At 40.6% G+C, this 17,039-nt stretch carries 18 protein-coding genes; 9 read left to right on the plus strand and 9 right to left on the minus strand.

Translation table 11 applies throughout. From position 1 onward, the window contains the following. Positions 1 to 437 precede the first annotated feature (437 nt). Complete coding sequence (locus GGQ60_RS12935; protein ID WP_183764844.1) at positions 438 to 1,403, plus strand: lipid A deacylase LpxR family protein; 966 nt, start codon at positions 438 to 440, stop codon at positions 1,401 to 1,403. Next, entirely contained in the window at positions 1,330 to 2,514 is a 1,185-nt protein-coding gene (locus tag GGQ60_RS12940) for an acyloxyacyl hydrolase (protein WP_183764847.1), read from the plus strand. Before GGQ60_RS12935 ends, GGQ60_RS12940 begins: the two co-directional genes overlap by 74 nt. Here GGQ60_RS12940 and GGQ60_RS12945 read toward each other — a convergent pair. Genes GGQ60_RS12945 through GGQ60_RS12955 form a run of 3 tightly spaced genes read right to left on the minus strand, consistent with a single transcriptional unit; the run spans position 2,511 to position 4,949 of the window. Then, positions 2,511 to 2,870, minus strand: coding sequence for a CoA-binding protein (locus GGQ60_RS12945; protein WP_183764850.1), 360 nt, complete (start codon positions 2,868 to 2,870; stop codon positions 2,511 to 2,513). The two genes, GGQ60_RS12940 and GGQ60_RS12945, sit on opposite strands and share 4 nt — an antisense overlap. A gap of 36 nt (positions 2,871 to 2,906) precedes the next feature. Beyond that, positions 2,907 to 3,374: a DinB family protein gene (locus tag GGQ60_RS12950; protein WP_183764853.1), complete on the minus strand. Its 468-nt coding sequence runs from the start codon at positions 3,372 to 3,374 to the stop codon at positions 2,907 to 2,909. A gap of 33 nt (positions 3,375 to 3,407) precedes the next feature. Further along, positions 3,408 to 4,949, minus strand: coding sequence for an NAD(P)/FAD-dependent oxidoreductase (locus tag GGQ60_RS12955; protein ID WP_183764856.1), 1,542 nt, complete (start codon positions 4,947 to 4,949; stop codon positions 3,408 to 3,410). A 428-nt stretch (positions 4,950 to 5,377) separates the two neighbouring features. On the opposite strand from GGQ60_RS12955, the gene GGQ60_RS12960 reads away from it, so the two are divergent. The 5 genes from GGQ60_RS12960 to GGQ60_RS12980 all read left to right on the plus strand — a co-directional run bounded on the left by GGQ60_RS12960 (position 5,378) and on the right by GGQ60_RS12980 (position 8,393). Beyond that, a complete protein-coding gene (locus tag GGQ60_RS12960; protein ID WP_183764859.1) occupies positions 5,378 to 5,959 on the plus strand; it encodes a LemA family protein in 582 nt (193 codons plus the stop codon). An 84-nt stretch (positions 5,960 to 6,043) separates the two neighbouring features. Beyond that, positions 6,044 to 6,487 (plus strand): TPM domain-containing protein, encoded by a 444-nt coding sequence (locus GGQ60_RS12965; protein ID WP_183764862.1) that lies wholly within the window; start codon positions 6,044 to 6,046, stop codon positions 6,485 to 6,487. Positions 6,488 to 6,490: 3 nt separating this feature from the next. Next, the gene (locus GGQ60_RS12970) at positions 6,491 to 7,258 is read left to right on the plus strand and encodes a TPM domain-containing protein (protein WP_183764865.1); all 768 of its coding nucleotides are present in this window, start codon (positions 6,491 to 6,493) and stop codon (positions 7,256 to 7,258) included. A 162-nt stretch (positions 7,259 to 7,420) separates the two neighbouring features. After that, positions 7,421 to 7,810: a hypothetical protein gene (locus GGQ60_RS12975; protein ID WP_183764868.1), complete on the plus strand. Its 390-nt coding sequence runs from the start codon at positions 7,421 to 7,423 to the stop codon at positions 7,808 to 7,810. A 34-nt stretch (positions 7,811 to 7,844) separates the two neighbouring features. Then, positions 7,845 to 8,393, plus strand: coding sequence for an NUDIX hydrolase (locus tag GGQ60_RS12980; protein ID WP_183764871.1), 549 nt, complete (start codon positions 7,845 to 7,847; stop codon positions 8,391 to 8,393). A gap of 130 nt (positions 8,394 to 8,523) precedes the next feature. Here GGQ60_RS12980 and dnaA read toward each other — a convergent pair whose 3' ends face one another. The 3 genes from dnaA to GGQ60_RS12995 form a co-directional block, all read right to left on the minus strand. Continuing rightward, on the minus strand, positions 8,524 to 9,954 hold the full coding sequence (gene dnaA / locus GGQ60_RS12985) for a chromosomal replication initiator protein DnaA (protein WP_010601383.1): 1,431 nt from the start codon (positions 9,952 to 9,954) through the stop codon (positions 8,524 to 8,526). A gap of 509 nt (positions 9,955 to 10,463) precedes the next feature. Next, positions 10,464 to 12,011: an acyl-CoA mutase large subunit family protein gene (locus GGQ60_RS12990; RefSeq protein WP_183764874.1), complete on the minus strand. Its 1,548-nt coding sequence runs from the start codon at positions 12,009 to 12,011 to the stop codon at positions 10,464 to 10,466. A gap of 110 nt (positions 12,012 to 12,121) precedes the next feature. Next, positions 12,122 to 12,652, minus strand: coding sequence for a DUF7935 family protein (locus GGQ60_RS12995; protein WP_183764877.1), 531 nt, complete (start codon positions 12,650 to 12,652; stop codon positions 12,122 to 12,124). A 92-nt stretch (positions 12,653 to 12,744) separates the two neighbouring features. Here GGQ60_RS12995 and GGQ60_RS13000 point away from each other — a divergent pair, with 92 nt between their 5' ends. Then, on the plus strand, positions 12,745 to 13,098 hold the full coding sequence (locus GGQ60_RS13000) for a HesB/IscA family protein (protein ID WP_183764880.1): 354 nt from the start codon (positions 12,745 to 12,747) through the stop codon (positions 13,096 to 13,098). A 102-nt stretch (positions 13,099 to 13,200) separates the two neighbouring features. Beyond that, the gene (locus GGQ60_RS13005; RefSeq protein WP_183764884.1) at positions 13,201 to 14,430 is read left to right on the plus strand and encodes an ABC transporter permease; all 1,230 of its coding nucleotides are present in this window, start codon (positions 13,201 to 13,203) and stop codon (positions 14,428 to 14,430) included. A 273-nt stretch (positions 14,431 to 14,703) separates the two neighbouring features. Here GGQ60_RS13005 and GGQ60_RS13010 read toward each other — a convergent pair whose 3' ends face one another. From GGQ60_RS13010 to galE, 3 genes are read right to left on the minus strand one after another with little or no spacing between them, the layout of a single operon-like run. After that, positions 14,704 to 15,441, minus strand: coding sequence for a tyrosine-protein phosphatase (locus tag GGQ60_RS13010; protein WP_183764887.1), 738 nt, complete (start codon positions 15,439 to 15,441; stop codon positions 14,704 to 14,706). A gap of 16 nt (positions 15,442 to 15,457) precedes the next feature. Next, the gene (locus GGQ60_RS13015; RefSeq protein WP_183764889.1) at positions 15,458 to 16,015 is read right to left on the minus strand and encodes a hypothetical protein; all 558 of its coding nucleotides are present in this window, start codon (positions 16,013 to 16,015) and stop codon (positions 15,458 to 15,460) included. Continuing rightward, positions 16,016 to 17,038, minus strand: coding sequence for a UDP-glucose 4-epimerase GalE (gene galE, locus GGQ60_RS13020; protein ID WP_183764892.1), 1,023 nt, complete (start codon positions 17,036 to 17,038; stop codon positions 16,016 to 16,018). Position 17,039 lies beyond the last annotated feature (1 nt).

Raw genomic sequence — 17,039 nt, forward strand, 5'->3', positions numbered from 1 at the left:
TTCAATATAATGGTTTTACCCAAAACCCCTTCCTTCCGAAGCGGGTTGCAAAGGTAGAAAAAATTATAAACCCTGCAAAGCAAATTCAGCAAATAATGCGCAAAATCCCGTAAACCTATGGTTTACAGCAGAAAATAATATTGCCTGATGTAAAACAATTGAGGCTTCAGGCTGTTTTACCCCCCCCCTTTCAAATCCGTCAGGTTTCGAAAGCCTGATGGGTTTTCCTCATGCCAGCCCACCTAGCCCCCGTCGGTACTGGCAGGCAATTGTAATGAAAAGCGGGAAAATCAATTAGATCCTGGCGCTAAAACTGCTTTACTGAAAAATAATATAAGTAAAATACACTAAAGGAATAAACAAATCCTAACCACGCATAATGGTATCGAGATTTCGAACAATAATTAATACTTTTATGGCTTTAAAATGCCCTATAAATGAAATTGATGCTCAGATTATACGCTATACTATTATTTATTGGCATAGCTGAAATTAGTTATGCCCAAAGTTTTAAAAATGAACTTGTGATTATCTCTGAAAACGATGCCTATATCGACATTACCAGCGACCGCTATTATACGAATGGGGCTTTTATTAAATTCAGGCATGCATTAAATGGAGAAAACCTGAAAGCCGGAAGAAGCAAAGAGATTATCGGCTTTGAGCTTGGCCAAAAAATATACAATCCTTATTATAGCTTTGTACCTAATCCGGCTTTACACGACAGACCTTTTACAGCATATCTGTATGGAGAAGCAAACTACAGCCGGTTTTATGAAAACAAACAGCTGTTAAAGGTTTCAGCCCAGCTGGGGGTTACCGGAAAAGATGCTCTTGGAGAAAAATTTCAGAAGGCTTTTCATAAGCTGGTTGGCCAAAACCAGATTGAAGGATGGGAATATGGCTTAAACAGCGAGCCAACGCTGAACCTTGGTGCTGAATACAACAAACTTTTAGTAAGCACCAACAATAAGGTGTTCGATGTTACAGGAACAGCTTCGGCCGCACTCGGCAATGTGATTACAAAAGCTAATCTGGGTGCCCTGTTCCGTTTGGGAAGATTTAACGATATGGAAGGCTCAGCGGCCTTTAACAGTTTGGTAAGTAATAACAATACCTATAAAGTTCTGCGTAAATACGAACTTTTTCTTTCAGTTAGTCCGCAATTACATGCTGTTGCATTTGATTCGAGCTTGCAGGGCGGTTTATTTAGAAGCGATAAAGGGCCGATCACTTTTAAACCGAAACCATTTGTTTTTACCACACAGGTAGGTTTAACCTTTGCCATTGCCCGCTGGACAGCCAATTACACTGCCACCTTTACTTCAAATGAAGTTAAAAACAGTGCAACAGGATACCGATATGCCTACTACAGCCTCGCTTACCGTTTTAGTAAAAGTTAATATGAAAAAACAGTTACTCTCTTTCGCCTTAATTTTTACAGGCTTGTCTTTTACCAAAGCGCAAATTGTGCCGGAAAATCATTCGATTATTTTTAAACCGGTATTCGGCACACACATCAATAACGATCAGGGACACTTGTTCCAGGATCAGATTACAGGATTTGATGCGGCCTATTTTAAAGATATTAGCCAGAATAGCGATAAATGGATTGGTTTTAGCGGTGCAAAATCATACGGAATCGGCTTTGTTTTCAGAGACCTGAGTAAACTGAAGGGCACTAAAGATACTTCTGCCCATGCCTTTGGCCAGATTTATAGCGCCGTATTACAACTAGATTTCCAGCTCTTTAAAATTGGAAAGGCCAAGTTTAACTTTACACCGGGTGTGGGTTTAGGTTACACCAATAAATACTACTTCAATAATACCAAAAACCGTTTTCTGGGCAGCCCGATTAATGAAACAATAAAGGCCGACCTGGGTATGGAGCTGCCATTAAGCAAGTATACGGATTTAATGGCCGGTTTTGGCTTCCTGCACGTATCAAACGGTGGTGCAACGGTACCTAATGGTGGCTTAAATACCGGAAATGTATATATCGGGCTAAAACTTGGCAATCCAAAAGAACTTACTGCCGAAAGAAAAAGTACATATACTACTTTGCAACGCAACTCCATTGAGCTTAGCGCAGGTTTGGGCGCCAGGGGTGTATTTGGCGATAACACCAAAAGTCTTTATAAAAGTGGGCTGTACGCAGGATATAATTTTTACTTAAACGATATCATGTCGTTAAAAGCGGGAGCCGATGCCGTTTACTATTACAGCGTTTTTGATCCTGATCGCTTTGGCGAAACCTATCAGAACTACGGCACTTCTTATGACAGATGGCGTACAGGAATAAGCGTTGGCGCCGACATAAATTTATGGCGCGTTACCGTAGCTGCACAAATCGGAAAATATATCCATTACAACAGGCTGATGGAGAAAGCATCCTGGTACTGGACATTTGGTCCAACCTTTAACGTTACCCCTCACCTGGGTTTACAGGCAAAAACCTATATGCATTTTGCCCAGGCCGATTATGTGAACTGGGGTATAGTATACAGGTTCTAATACTGGCCGGTACTCAGTAGCACCAAGGTACAGGCCTCAATGGGCTCTATATTATGCTGATCCAATAATTTCTCTAACTCATAATTTTCAGTTCCGGGATTGAAAATTACCCTTTTGGGTTTGGTTGCTAAAATATAATCGTGATATTGCGACTGCAAAGCAGGGCCTATATACAGGGTGATGGTATCGATATCATGATGGATTTCTCCCGGCTTTTCAATTTCAACACCTGCAACTTCTCCTTTTTTTATTCCAACGTTAACGATATCGTGATTAAAACGCTTAAGCATGTTGGCCGCCTTATAAGCATATCTTGATGGATCTGGCGATGCGCCAATAATTAATGTCTTTTTCATTTTAAATTGATTATACAGATGGAGAGATTACACAGATTAATATTTTGACAATAATGCAATCTGTCCGGAGTGATAGGCATGGTGCTGTGCCAAACCACTCACCAGTTCAATATTAGTTACCCCTGTACCTAAAGCAGGATTACGCTCGCTCTTTACCTCATCATCCCACTGGTTATCTTTCAGGCTTTCGCAATGGCGGATCAGTTCTTCGTTCGCAATCTTAAAATCGAAGATAATACGCTCCCAGGCCTGTGGTGTCCTGGCATCAGGTTCAGGCCAATCTCCCCGCTCCGGTTCAGCAGCTGGCTTACCAGTTAGTCTGGAAGTTACTTCCTCTGTCCAGGCAGTTAAATGCAAGGCTATTTCGGCTATAGAGTGTGCTCCCGGTATAAAATGGCTAAATGCACTTTCAGGATTTACATTATTTAATGTTTGCATTACGTGATTGCCATGCCAGGCATCACCATTAAAGGCCTTTTTTATTTCGTTCGTGATATTAAACATATCAAAACAACAATTGGTCTAATATAAAGTTTGTTAAGATGCATTCATTATTGCATTTGCACAGTTGATTCCATCAATAGCTGCCGATACAATTCCACCCGCATAACCTGCCCCTTCGGCACATGGATATAAACCTTTCACCTGGGGATGCTGGTATGTTTCTTTATCCCTCGGAATCCTAACCGGGGAAGAAGTTCTGCTCTCAACACCTACTAAAATAGCCTCGTTGGTATAATAACCCTTAATTTTTTTTCCAAACAAAGGTAATGCTGCACGCAAACTACCGGATACAAATTCAGGCAGGATGTTATCGAGCATCGAACTCTTGGTACCGGGCAGATAAGAATTTTTGGGCAGATCGAGCGACAATTTGTTGTTCACAAAATCGATCATACGCTGTGCAGGAGCAACCAGATTTCCTCCGCCGGCTTCAAAAGCAGCTTTTTCGATTTCAGACTGAAAATTCAGCATCCTTAATGGATCGTAACCCTGAACATCATTTAAAGTTACCTGAACAACGGTGCCCGAATTGGCGTAGGGATTGTTTCGCTTAGAGGGCGACCAGCCGTTAACTACGATTTCTTTTTCGCCCGTAGAACAAGGTGCTATAATTCCACCCGGGCACATGCAGAAAGAAAATACGCCCCTTGCTCCAACCTGCTCAACCAAACTGTAATAAGCCGGCGGCAAAAATTCTGAACGGATATCGCAATGATACTGTGCCGTGTCGATAATTTCCTGCGGATGTTCAATCCTGACACCTAAAGCAAAAGGTTTTGCTTCAACCAGGATATTTTTACTGTTCAACAATTCGTACACATCCCTTGCGGAATGTCCTGTTGCCAGGATAATATCATCAGCCAGCAGTTTTTCTTCAAAATTAATCTCAATGCCCTTTACCTTGCCAAATTCGATTAAAATGTCGGTCATCCTGCTATCAAACATCACCTCACCACCCGCATTCAAAATTGTATCTTTTATGGCCGTGATGATGTGGGGAAGTTTATTGGTACCAATGTGCGGGCGGGCATCAATGGCAATATCGGGTTCTGCGCCATGGTTCACAAAAACCTGCAACACTTTATTGATGTCGCCACGTTTGTTGGAACGGGTATAAAGTTTACCATCAGAATAGGTACCTGCACCACCTTCGCCATAACAATAGTTGGATTCGGTATTGACCAAACCTTGCTTGTTTATGGCTGCAAGGTCTCTCCGGCGTTGTTTAACGTCTTTGCCCCGTTCGATGATAATGGGTTTTAGTCCATTTTCAATGCATTGTAAAGCGGCAAACAAACCTGCCGGACCAGCGCCGATAATAAGTACCGGTTTAGCTCTGCTTACATTGGGATAGTTGATGGTATAAACTTCTGGAACGGCTTCTTCATCCACAAAAACCTTTACCTGCAAACGGAAAATCACCTTTCTGGAACGGGCATCGATCGATCTTTTCAGTATTTTGTAGCCCTTTATCCTTCTTTCTGAAAGTTTTAATCCCTCGGCAAGTTTCTGTTTAATAACTTCAGTCTGCTCAACCTGTTCCGGGAGCAAAGTAATTTCGATGTCTTTTTGCATATCTGGTCAGGTTTTTATCCCGAACGGTACAAAGATAGGCAACTAACAAGAATAATTAATACAATTTAGTGCTATTGAGGTTCGAATAGATATTATGGCATCCAGAAAGCATTGGTTGGTTTGGAAAGCAATTGCAATATTCCTTAGGCAGCTTTCTTCCCGCTCTACCTCCGGCCCCGATCGGAGCGGGACAAACATTAAAAAAGCGAAAAACCCTGCACACCAAACAAACGAAATAGACGAGAGATACACAGGTTTATTATCCAATTACTCAATCAAAATATCTTGATTTACTTTATCAAAATTAATGAGTAGCTTGTCAACCTGTCAGATAAATACCGAAACTGTAACAAAGGCATACAATTTGATATCTAATTCGTAAATTGAATTATAATTCAGTTTGATTATAAAAGACAAAAACCATAAAAATGAAAAGATTAATATTTGGAATTTTAGCTGCAGTAATTGCAGTAAGCACTTTAAGTTCGTGCGGTTATAACAGCATGGTTAAACTTGATGAGAACGTGAAGTCGAAATGGGGAACCGTACAGACCCAGTACCAGAGAAGAGCTGATTTAATTCCGAACCTGGTAGCAACCGTAAAAGGAGCGGCTAAATTTGAACAGGGCACACTAACCGCAGTAACCGAAGCACGCGCTAAAGCTACGCAGATGACGGTTAGCACGGATGATTTATCACCTGAAAACATTAAAAAATTCCAGGCTGCACAGGGCGAATTAAGCCAGGCATTAGGTAAATTATTATCCATTACCGAAAATTACCCTGAATTGAGGGCAACACAGCAGTTTAGCGATCTATCTGCACAATTAGAAAGTACCGAAAACAGGATTACGGTTGCCCGTAAAGATTTTAATGATGCAGTGCAGGAGTACAATGGTAAAATCAGGTCGTTTCCTACCAATTTAACAGCCGGAATGTTCGGTTTTAAACCTAAAGGATATTTTGAGGCCGATGCTGCTGCAAAAAATGCACCTAAAGTAGAGTTTTAAAAATCTAACGATAACATGGAAGGGTAATGGATGTTTATAAATTAAACGTTTGTTACCCTTTTTAATTCTTATACAAATAAACTCATGCCACTATTTTCAGATATAGAACAAGAAAAAATAGCAAGCGCAATAGCTGATGCTGAGAAAGCCACCTCCGGAGAAATCAGGATTGCGATTGATAAGTTTTGCGAAGGAGATCCGTATGAAAAGGCCATTGAATATTTTAGCAAACTGGATATGGACAAAACCGCCGGGAGAAACGGTGTACTGATTTACCTTGCACATGCCGATCATAAATTTGCCATTATCGGCGATGTAGGCATTAATAAGGTGGTGCCGGAAAACTTCTGGGAAACTACCAAAATTGCAATGACAGCTCATTTTACCAAAGGAAATTTGGCTGAAGGTATTATTGCCGGTGTTGCATTGGCAGGAGAAAAGCTGGCTTTATTCTTCCCTCCACAAAAAGGCGACATTAATGAGCTGCCGAATGATATTGTTTTTATGGATAATTTAGAAAATAAATAAGCGATGAAGAAAATATTCCTTTTATCGCTGCTCAGCCTGTTCTTCAGTCTTGCATTTGCACAAGATTTTCCGGAAAAACCCAACACTTTGGTTAATGACTATGCGAATGTATTATCGGCCGATCAAAAACAGGCGCTTGAAAGTAAGCTCGTAACGTTTAACGACTCGTCATCAACACAGATTGCCATCGCTATATTAAAATCGGTTGGCGATTATGATATTAATGAATATGCGGTAGAACTGGGCAGAAAATGGGGCGTTGGCCAAACTGGCAAAAACAATGGTATTATGATTGTTGTAGCTGTTGGCGACCGAAAAATTTCGATACAAACCGGTTATGGCTTAGAAGGGGCTTTACCCGATATCTATGCCAAACGCATTATAGATAATGATATTAAACCCAATTTTAGAGCCGGTAATTATTATGCCGGCCTGGATGAGGCGACAACATCGATCATAAAATATGTGCACGGTGAATATAAGAACGATAATCCAAAGGTATCTAAAAGTAAAGGAGGCTCCGGAAGCATTATCATTATCGTTATTATCATAATTGTGATCATCATTATTATGAGAAAAGGCGGTGGGGGCGACAGCCAAATAATCGGGGGCCGTGGTGCATCTAATGCTTTATTCTGGGCAATGCTTTTTGGCAGCGGTGGCGGCGGAGGCCGTGGCAGCGGCTGGGGCGGTGGTTCATCAGGAGGTGGAGGCTTCGGTGGTTTTGGTGGCGGAAGTTTTGGCGGTGGGGGTTCAAGCGGAAGCTGGTAAGTGTTGATTCGTAAACTGGTTAATTGTTTAAATCGGTTAATCGATGCAACACGTAAAACTTGTCATTGGCTCAATGGTTAAACTGGCTCTGAAAATCAAAACTCTGTAGCCCAAACGAACAACATTTCAACTTCCAACAAACAACATTTCAACTTTACATCCATGTACAGGAGAGATTTAATCACAGCAGAAATACAGAAACTTGCCCAGGTTTTGGCTCGTATCATGGGACTCAAATTAGAAGGCAAGCTGGCAGAGGCCGGTCAGCTTTTTGATGAAACAGTAGAAAGTGGTTTCCAGCTGCCCAAAGAAATTCTGGAGAACGAAGATCTGGCAATTTTTGAAAACTGGTTGAATGAAAATAATCTTCTGCCGGAGAAACTCGATTCTCTAAGCGAGTTTTTGTATTATGAATTAGGATTCAGTGCAGAGAGAAACCAGCTCATTGCCCCGAAACTTAATTTGGTTTATCAATATTTGTCAGATCAGCATAAGATTGTACATTTGGTAAACCTGCACCGGCAGAAAACGATACAACAATACCTGCGATAAGTACATAGTACTCTAAAATAAACAACATAAATATATGATGATAGAAAAGTGGCAGAAACTTGCCTCTAAATATTTGGTTAGGGAAAAGTGGGCTACCTTAAGGGTAGATGAGGTTAAACTTCCGGATGGAATAGTAAAGGATGATTACTATGTTTTAGAATACCCGAACTGGGTAAATGCCATTGCCTTAACAGCCGAAGGAAAAATGATCATGGTGCGCCAGTATCGCCACGCGGCGGATATTGTTTCACTCGAAGTTCCGGGTGGAGTAATAGACGGAGACGAAACGCCGGAGTTTGCGGTTAAACGCGAGCTTTTAGAAGAAACAGGTTATAGTTTTGAAACCTGCAAATTTATAGCTGAGCTTTATCCCAATCCGGCAACATCAAATAACAGGACCTTTACTTATTTTTTAACTGGTGGTGTTAAAACCCATAATCAGCAACTGGACGAACATGAAATTTTAAACGTGGAAGAATATACGGTTGAAGAAGTTAGGCAATTGATCGGCGATAATAAAATAGCACAGGCCCTGCACGTGGCAGCTCTATGGTATGGCCTCGCCGAGATAGAAAAACTTTAATGACCAGGAAACCTGGTACAGCAAAAAGGCCCGATATTTTACCGGGCCTTTTTAATTACTTCAGCTTTTTTGAGCAGGAGCGAAAGAGATTTTAATTTACACCTTCCGGCTTTCTTTCCCGGCGTTTATGCTAGCTCATTTTTAATTTCTTCTGGATATCGTGTACGTAAGCTTTAAACTTTTTATCGGTATCAATTAAATCTTCTACCGTTTGGCAGGCATAAATTACGGTACTATGATCGCGGCCACCAAAAAAAGCACCAATTGTTTTCAATGAGGATTTGGTATGGCTTTTAGACAGGTACATCGAAATCTGACGTGCCTGCACAATTTCGCGTTTACGTGTTTGCGATTTCACCATATCAACCGGTACCTCGAAATACTCGCAAACCAGTTTCTGGATGTATTCCATTGAAATTTCTTTTGAAGTATTTTTGATGAAATTCTTCAACATCTGCTTAGCAAGGGCTAAATCAATTTCCTTTTTATTCAGAGTAGCCTGTGCCAAAAGCGATACCATAGCGCCCTCTAATTCACGTACATTGTTATCAATATTGTGGGCCACATATTCTACCACCTCGCCAGGTAACTCAATACCATCGGCATACATTTTCTTTCTTAAAATAGCGATACGCGTTTCCAGGTCGGGAATTTGCAGATCAGCAGACAGGCCCCATTTAAAACGGCTTAACAAACGTTCTTCCAAACCAGCTAAATCTTTCGGGGCTTTATCTGATGTTAAGATCACCTGCTTGCCCGATTGGTGTAAGTGGTTAAAAATATGGAAGAAAATATCCTGTGTTTTTTCTTTACCTGCAAAGTTGTGCACATCATCCATAATGATTACATCCATGGCCTGGTAAAAATTAACAAAATCGTTAATGGTGTTGTTTTTTAGGGAGTCTACAAACTGCTGACAGAATTTCTCACAGCTTACATAGATCACCAATTTATCCGGCATGCTGCGTTTAATCTCATTACCGATTGCCTGTGCCAGGTGGGTTTTACCCAGGCCTACTCCTCCGTAAATCATTAAAGGGTTAAAAGACGTGCCTCCTGGTTTAGCCGCAACAGCGTAACCTGCAGAACGTGCCAGGCGGTTACAATCCCCTTCAATGTAATTTTCGAAAGTATAGTTAGCGTTTAATTGCGGATCAACATTTAATTTTTTTAATCCAGGGATAATAAAAGGGTTTTTGATATCCTTATTAATGGAAACCGGAATTGGCATCGATTGTACCTTTGCCTCCGCGCCATTTCCATTTGAGGGCATATTGGTAGTATAAGGATTACCGCTGTTTGACGATTTATCTACAACGATGTTATATTCCAACCTGCCATCCTCTCCAAGTTGTTTTTTTACGGTCTTGCGTAGCAAGCCTACATAATGTTCTTCAAGCCATTCGTAAAAGAACAAACTTGGCACCTGTATGGTTAGAACCTTGCCTTCCAATTTAAGAGCCGTTATTGGCTCGAACCAAGTTTTGAAACTTTGATTCGGAATGTTATCCTTAATAATTTGAAGACAGTTCTTCCACACTTCTGTACAAGTTTTTTCCATTGCGATTTCTATAATTTATTGGTTTACAGTGCCGATTCGAATTAAACGGATGGTCCGTCTCGGGACTACGAATATTGATAAAATTATCAACATTTTAAACAAAAATTTCAAATAAATTGTAACGTGCTGATAAGGAATATAGTAGACCTCTTAACCTCAATTTTTTATGTTGATAACTATTTATTAACACCGGTTATCCACATTTACAATTATTTAACGCGATTGTTCCAAATTAATTTCAAATCGCCAATAGAAAGCAAATTCTAAGCCATTTAGGAGGTAATTAACCGTTTTAGTAGTATAAATATTAGAATTAACTGGAAATCAAAGTAATAACAGAAGCAAATAAACTCCTATCCTTGGCCTCATCAACAAGAGATCAAAAATAAATCATTATGATTATTTTTTTGTATTAATTTTACGACAGTTCAAACTCCTTTTATATAATAGGATATGCATCTGTTTCCCGTAACTTTACCATAAAATCGCCCGGTCTGAGTTATGGAAACTTAATATGTTCCAAAGCTAGCCCTGAACACGTCTGCGATTTCGCCAAGGGTGGCATATTTTTCGACGGCATCAATAATCAAAGGCATCAGGTTGGCTTCACCTTTGGCAGCTTCGCTCAACTGTTGCAATGCTTGTTCCACTTCAACCTGATTACGGATTGATCTTAAATGAGCTAGCTTCTCAGATTGAAGTTTACGGATCGAATCATCTATGTTGAAAACCTCGGTCAAACCTTCTTCTTCCTGGGTAAATTTATTTACACCAACTGATATCCGCTCACCGCTTTCAATCTCTTTTTGATATTGATAAGATGCGCTGGCAATTTCGTTCTGCATGTACTCACTTTCGATAGCATTCACCGAACCTCCCATGGCATCTATCCGGTCGATATAACCCCATGCAGCTGCTTCAACTTCATCAGTGAGGCTCTCTACAAAGAATGATCCCGCTAATGGATCTACCGTATCGGTAACCCCGCTTTCGAAAGCAATAATCTGCTGGGTACGCAATGCGATCTTAGCTGCCGATTCTGTAGGCAAAGAAAGGGCTTCATCATAGCCATTGGTATGGAGCGATTGTGTACCGCCTAGAATAGCTGCCATGGCCTGATTGCTAACCCGGATCACGTTGTTTAAAGGCTGTTGTGCGGTTAAGGTAGAACCTCCCGTCTGTGTATGAAACCTCAACATCTGGGCCTTTTCATCGGTAGCCCCCAAATCTTTGGTAATTTTTGCCCACATTCGCCTTGCCGCTCTGAATTTGGCGATTTCTTCAAAGAAATTATTGTGGCAGTTAAAGAAGAACGATAAGCGCTTTGCGAATACATTAATATCTAATCCTTTATCCAGTGCGGCTTTCAGGTAAGTTTTTCCATTGGCCAGCGTAAAAGCAAGTTCCTGTACCGCTGTTGATCCGGCCTCGCGGATATGGTAACCAGAAATGGAAATCGTATTCCACTTGGGCACTTCTTTACTGCAGAATTCAAAAATATCGGTAATTAACCGCATGGATTGTTTTGGAGGGTAAATATAAGTTCCCCTTGCAGCGTATTCTTTTAAGATATCGTTCTGAATAGTACCCGAAATCTGTTTTAAATCTGCACCCTGCTTTTTTGCAAGCGCAATATACATGGCCAATAAAATTGAAGCTGTAGCATTAATGGTCATTGAAGTTGTAATATCCTTCAATTGAATACCATCAAACAGGATTTCGATGTCTTTTAGCGAGTCGATGGCTACCCCAACCTTTCCTACTTCACCGTCGGCCATTTCATGATCAGAATCGTAACCGATCTGTGTCGGGAGATCAAACGCAACCGATAAGCCTGTTGTTCCCTGTGCCAATAGGTAATGATACCGTTTGTTGGATTCTTCAGCGGTAGAAAAACCGGCATACTGCCTCATTGTCCATAAGCGGCCACGGTACATATCCTTTTGGATCCCCCTGGTAAAGGGAAATTCGCCCGGACGCTCATCCATCGGTTTCGCCTCGGTATACAAGGGCTTTATTTCAATGCCCGATGTAGTGGTGTGTTTTTTATCGCTCATTTGGTTAGTTCATTAGTTCAGTGGCTCATTAGCCATTAGTTTATTGGTTCATAGTCAATAGTTTGATGGCCATGGCCAAATTGTTAACTGGGGCAATTAACCAATTAACCTTAAAAAAGCCTGTGGATATCTTTCTTGATTAACTCAATCGTTAAATCGTAAGGATTCTCCTCTATACTGGCCATGTGCTGCAAAACTGTTTTACTTAGGTCAATCCCGTTTGCATCTGCAGGTAAACCCTGAACAGCGTTATTGATCATCGCAATGGTATCATCCTTCAATTTACGGACCACATTCCAGGTTACACTGTCTATATACAATTGCTGGATAATGTTATGCTGGTACTCTGAGCGCACTTCATTTAAAATACCCGCCTGTAAAACAGCAATACTGATGCCCTGCTGATGTAAACGTACAAACAGGTTTGCCGGATTAATACGGTCAATAAACAGGATCAGGCGTTCGTGCGCCTGTAATCGTAAAGGTAAAATGTGGGCCCTGCTTTCTTTATTCAGTTCGATGTTTTTGAGATCGAAAAATCGTTGGATATCGCTCTTTACAATATAATAAACGGCTGTTAATGCAGCAAAAATGCCTGCAAATAAGACTGCTACATCAATTAAAATCTGTTGGGTATTCATAAGTATTGTTTAATTACGGTAATATTAACGAACCGTTAAAAGCAAAAATGTGCATTATTATTTATATTTGTAACAGATAAAATTTAAATAACATGAGCACAACAGTGGATACAGCATTTGCACCGGTTACTTTTTCGGAGGGAGCGGCCAAAGAGTTATATAAGTTAAGAGATCAGCAGGAAATTGGCGAAGATTATGGTTTACGCGTTGGTGTAGAAGGTGGCGGTTGCGCCGGTATGAACTACGTTTTAGGTTTTGACCAGAAAAAAGATGGCGATCAGGAATATGTTATTGATGGCATCAAAGTTTTTATGAATAAAGCACACCAGATGTATTTAATGGGTATGATGATTGATTGGCAGGATGGCTTAAATTCACGTGGTTTTACATTTATAAACCCTAATGCAACCAGCACCTGTGGCTGTGGCACAAGTTTCTCGGCATAAATAAAATATTATTGTAACATATAGTACAGTCCCCTTGTCTAAACATCGGGACTTTTTTTATTTTTAAAGGCTTTGCCCGTCAAACGCTTATCGCACGACTAAATGAATTACAGAGAAAACATCAAACTGGCATTAGAATCAATTAAAGCTAACCGCTTGCGTACCATGCTTACTGCTTTGATTATTGCAATTGGTTTAATGGCTTTGGTTGGGATTTTAACCACGCTGGATGCGGTAAAGAAAAGTATGACGGATGCCTTTAGCAGCATGGGAGCAAACTCATTCACGATCAGGAATCGTGGTACGGGAATCAGGATCGGGAACGGTAAAAGACCAAAACCCTTTAAGTCCATCCGCTATGAAGATGCGATTAAGTTTAAAGACAGCTTAAATACCCCGGCTACGGTTGCGGTAAGTGTTTTCGCCAGTGGCGGTTCTACTGTAAAATATGGCAGTTTAAAAACCAATCCCAATATCAATGTTCAGGGAATTGATGAAAATGGTTTGGCCTCTCAGGGCTTAAACCTCTCTCAGGGAAGAAATTTTAGTGTTTCTGAAATACAATTGGGAAGCAATGTCTGTATTGTAGGTGGCGAAGTGGTTGAAAAACTGTTCAAAGATTCAGACCCATTGGATAAACTGATCAATGTAGGCAACAACCGGTTCAAAATTGTTGGCATCCTGGAGAAAAAAGGATCAAGCATGGGTTTTAGCGGCGATAGGGCCGTATATGTACCGCTATTAAAAGCGAAGCAGATTAATGCCAATGCCAACCCATCTTACACCATAACCGTAATGGTTCCCAGCAATGAGATGCAGGAAAACATTATTGGAGAATCCATTGCACTATTCAGAAATATCCGTAAGGTAAAAGTAAATGAAACCAATAACTTCGAAATCACCAAAAGTGATGCGATTGCACAGACGTTATTCGAGAACCTGGCATTTGTGGCAATAGGTGGCGTGGCCATTGGTATCATTACCTTAATCGGAGCATCAATCGGATTGATGAACATCATGCTGGTATCGGTTACAGAGCGTACACGCGAAATTGGTATCCGTAAGGCCATTGGCGCAAATCCGAAAGTAATCCGTCGCCAGTTCTTAATCGAGGCGGTAGTGATTTGTTTAATTGGCGGTGTATTCGGTATTTTTCTTGGGATCGTTTTAGGCAACTTGATTTCACTGGCCATGGGTGGATCCTTCCTGATTCCCTGGCTGTTTATTATCGGTGGTTTTGTGCTTTGCGTTTTGGTAGGAATTCTTTCCGGATATTACCCTGCTAAAAAGGCTTCGAAGCTGGATCCAGTAGAGGCGTTGAGGTACGAATAGGAAGGTTCATTTAGTCAGTGGTATATTGGTCAATGGTTGATTAGTTGATGGTGATAGACTAAAAGTTCAGTAGTTCATGGGTCAATGGTTGATTAGTTAATAGCCAATAGGTTAATTGTCTTAACCGGTGAATTGGAAAAAAATCAGAGTGCCAAAAAGTTAGTGCCTTAGGAACAATTAACCGGTTAACCAGTTTAAACAGTTAACCAAAACAAGCTATGAACGATCAAGACCACCGACATGGCTGCAACAATGAACTCATGACTAATGAACCTAGAGTAACGCGTTCTTAAGCTGGTGTTGTGTAAGTAATTGTTGCATTAAAGGTGTGCTGAGGCTATCTTCAAGTGCTGCTGCATGTTTTAAATGGTGCATGTCGCTGCCCAAAAAATCGACCAGGTGGTTTCCCACCATTTCTTCCGCTGTTTTTTTTGCTCCCGAACCGTAGTAACCCGTTAAAGCAATCGAATTGAGCTGCAATAAACAACCGGTTTCCCTGATCTGGTGATAATTTTCGAAAGAACTGTAATAGTACGGGTACCTTTCGGGATGGGCCAAAACAGGTTTGTAGCCGGCATCCTGTATGATTTTAATAAAATCGAGAAGGTTTTGGGGCGGATTGATATAAGAAAGTTCGAACAGCAGGTAATTTTCGCCAAAGGTAAGCACTTCCTTCTGCCTGATTTTTTTCTCCAAAGTTTCATCCAGGTAATATTCGGCAGCAGCATCAACAGCCAAACCGATTTCATTTTCTTCAAGGCCTTTCCTTAAAACATCCAATCCACGGTTGATCGTACCTGGTGTATTACGGAAATAATCGGCCATAATGTGCGGTGTGGCAATCAGTTTCTGATAACCTAACGCTTTAAACTTTTTGGCAAGCAGCAAGGCCTCTTTAAGGTTTTGTGCACCATCATCAATTCCCGGAATAATATGGGAGTGCATATCGGTTTTAATGCCTGAGAAATTAAATTCGGGTGCTATTTTTTTCTTTTTAAATAATCCGAACATACTGGTAGGTTATAATTTAACTGATCTTTTTTGGCAAATTACCGGCTTCTGCTGCACCAGCCAATTTAGAAGAATAGATTTTATCGAGCAAATGATTCAGCTCTTCACTTAAATCGAACTGCAGGTCTTCGTGCAGTTTTTTGAATTTATTGATGGTTACCGCAACCGTTTTGATGTAATATATACCAAAAAGCATCATAAAATCGCGGTAACCAAAAATTGACTTTTTATAATCAAAAGGGATGGCATTGAGGATAAACAGTTTAAGTTCTACTTCCCCAACAGGATCTTTGGTTACTTTATAAAAATGGTTAACCAATGTGATCATCTTCCTCACTTTTACCAATGCCTCTTTGGCATTTAACTTTTTCAGTTCAGGAAGCTGCTTGTCAACATCGGCTTTAATCCTTTCTTTACGGTCTTCAAGATCGGTTTCATCCTCCAATAATTTATAATGAAGGTGTTCAGTGAGCACTTTATCTTTAGCCACCAAACGCAATAACAACTTGTCTTTTTCTTTAACAGGCAGTTCGGTAATGGCGGTTTTTAAATTTTTATGCTCCGATAACTTCATCTAAAAAGGGTTAGCCTTGATGTATTTTTCCCACTCCCACGCAGAGCTCATCATTTCGTTGATATCGAGATTGGCTTTCCAACCCAGTTCTTTATTTGATTTTTGTACATCGCCATAAATCTGAACAATATCTCCTGCCCTTCTCGGACCAATTTTGTAATCCAATTTTTCTCCGTTTACTTTTTCGAAAGCGGCAATAATCTCCAGAACTGAAGATCCTTTACCGGTACCGATATTGAAAACATCGTAATTACCGTTAGGGTTTCCATCTTCCAGTTTTTTAATGGCTGCAACGTGTGCTTTAGCAAGATCAACCACATGGATATAATCACGTATAGCTGAACCATCAGGAGTATCGTAATCGTCACCATAAACGGTGATCGGTCCGCGTTTGCCAATGGCCGATTGCGTAATAAAAGGAACCAGGTTTGCTGGAACTCCGTTAGGCAACTCGCCGATCAAGGCAGTTTCGTGAGCACCAACCGGATTAAAATAACGTAAAGCGATTACCTTTAAATCAGGTGTTACCGCAGCAGTTTCTGCTAATATTTCTTCGGCGATCTGTTTGGTGTTGCCATAAGGGGATTCGGCCTTTTGCACCGGCGCTGCTTCGGTTACCGGCAAAGTTTCCGGCTGGCCGTAAACCGTACACGATGAAGAAAACACGAAATTAATTTTTCTGTTGAACGAGGTGAGCAGGTTAATTAATCCATAAAAATTGTTTTTATAATATTTTAAGGGTTGTTCTACCGATTCGCCTACTGCTTTTGAAGCGGCAAAATGGATTATCCCTTCAATATCGGTATGGTTTTCTGCAAATTCCCGTACCGCTTTTTCATCCTGAAGATCAATTTCGTGAAAATCGAACCATTTGCCGGTAATAGCATGTAGCTGGGTTAAAATTTTGATATTCGAGTTTGAAAGATTATCGATGATTACAACTTCGTATCCTGCGTTATGTAACTCTACAACGGTGTGCGAACCGATGTACCCTGTTCCACCAGTAACTAATATTTTTGTCATT

Source organism: Pedobacter zeae, from assembly GCF_014196715.1.
Taxonomy (GTDB): domain Bacteria; phylum Bacteroidota; class Bacteroidia; order Sphingobacteriales; family Sphingobacteriaceae; genus Pedobacter; species Pedobacter zeae.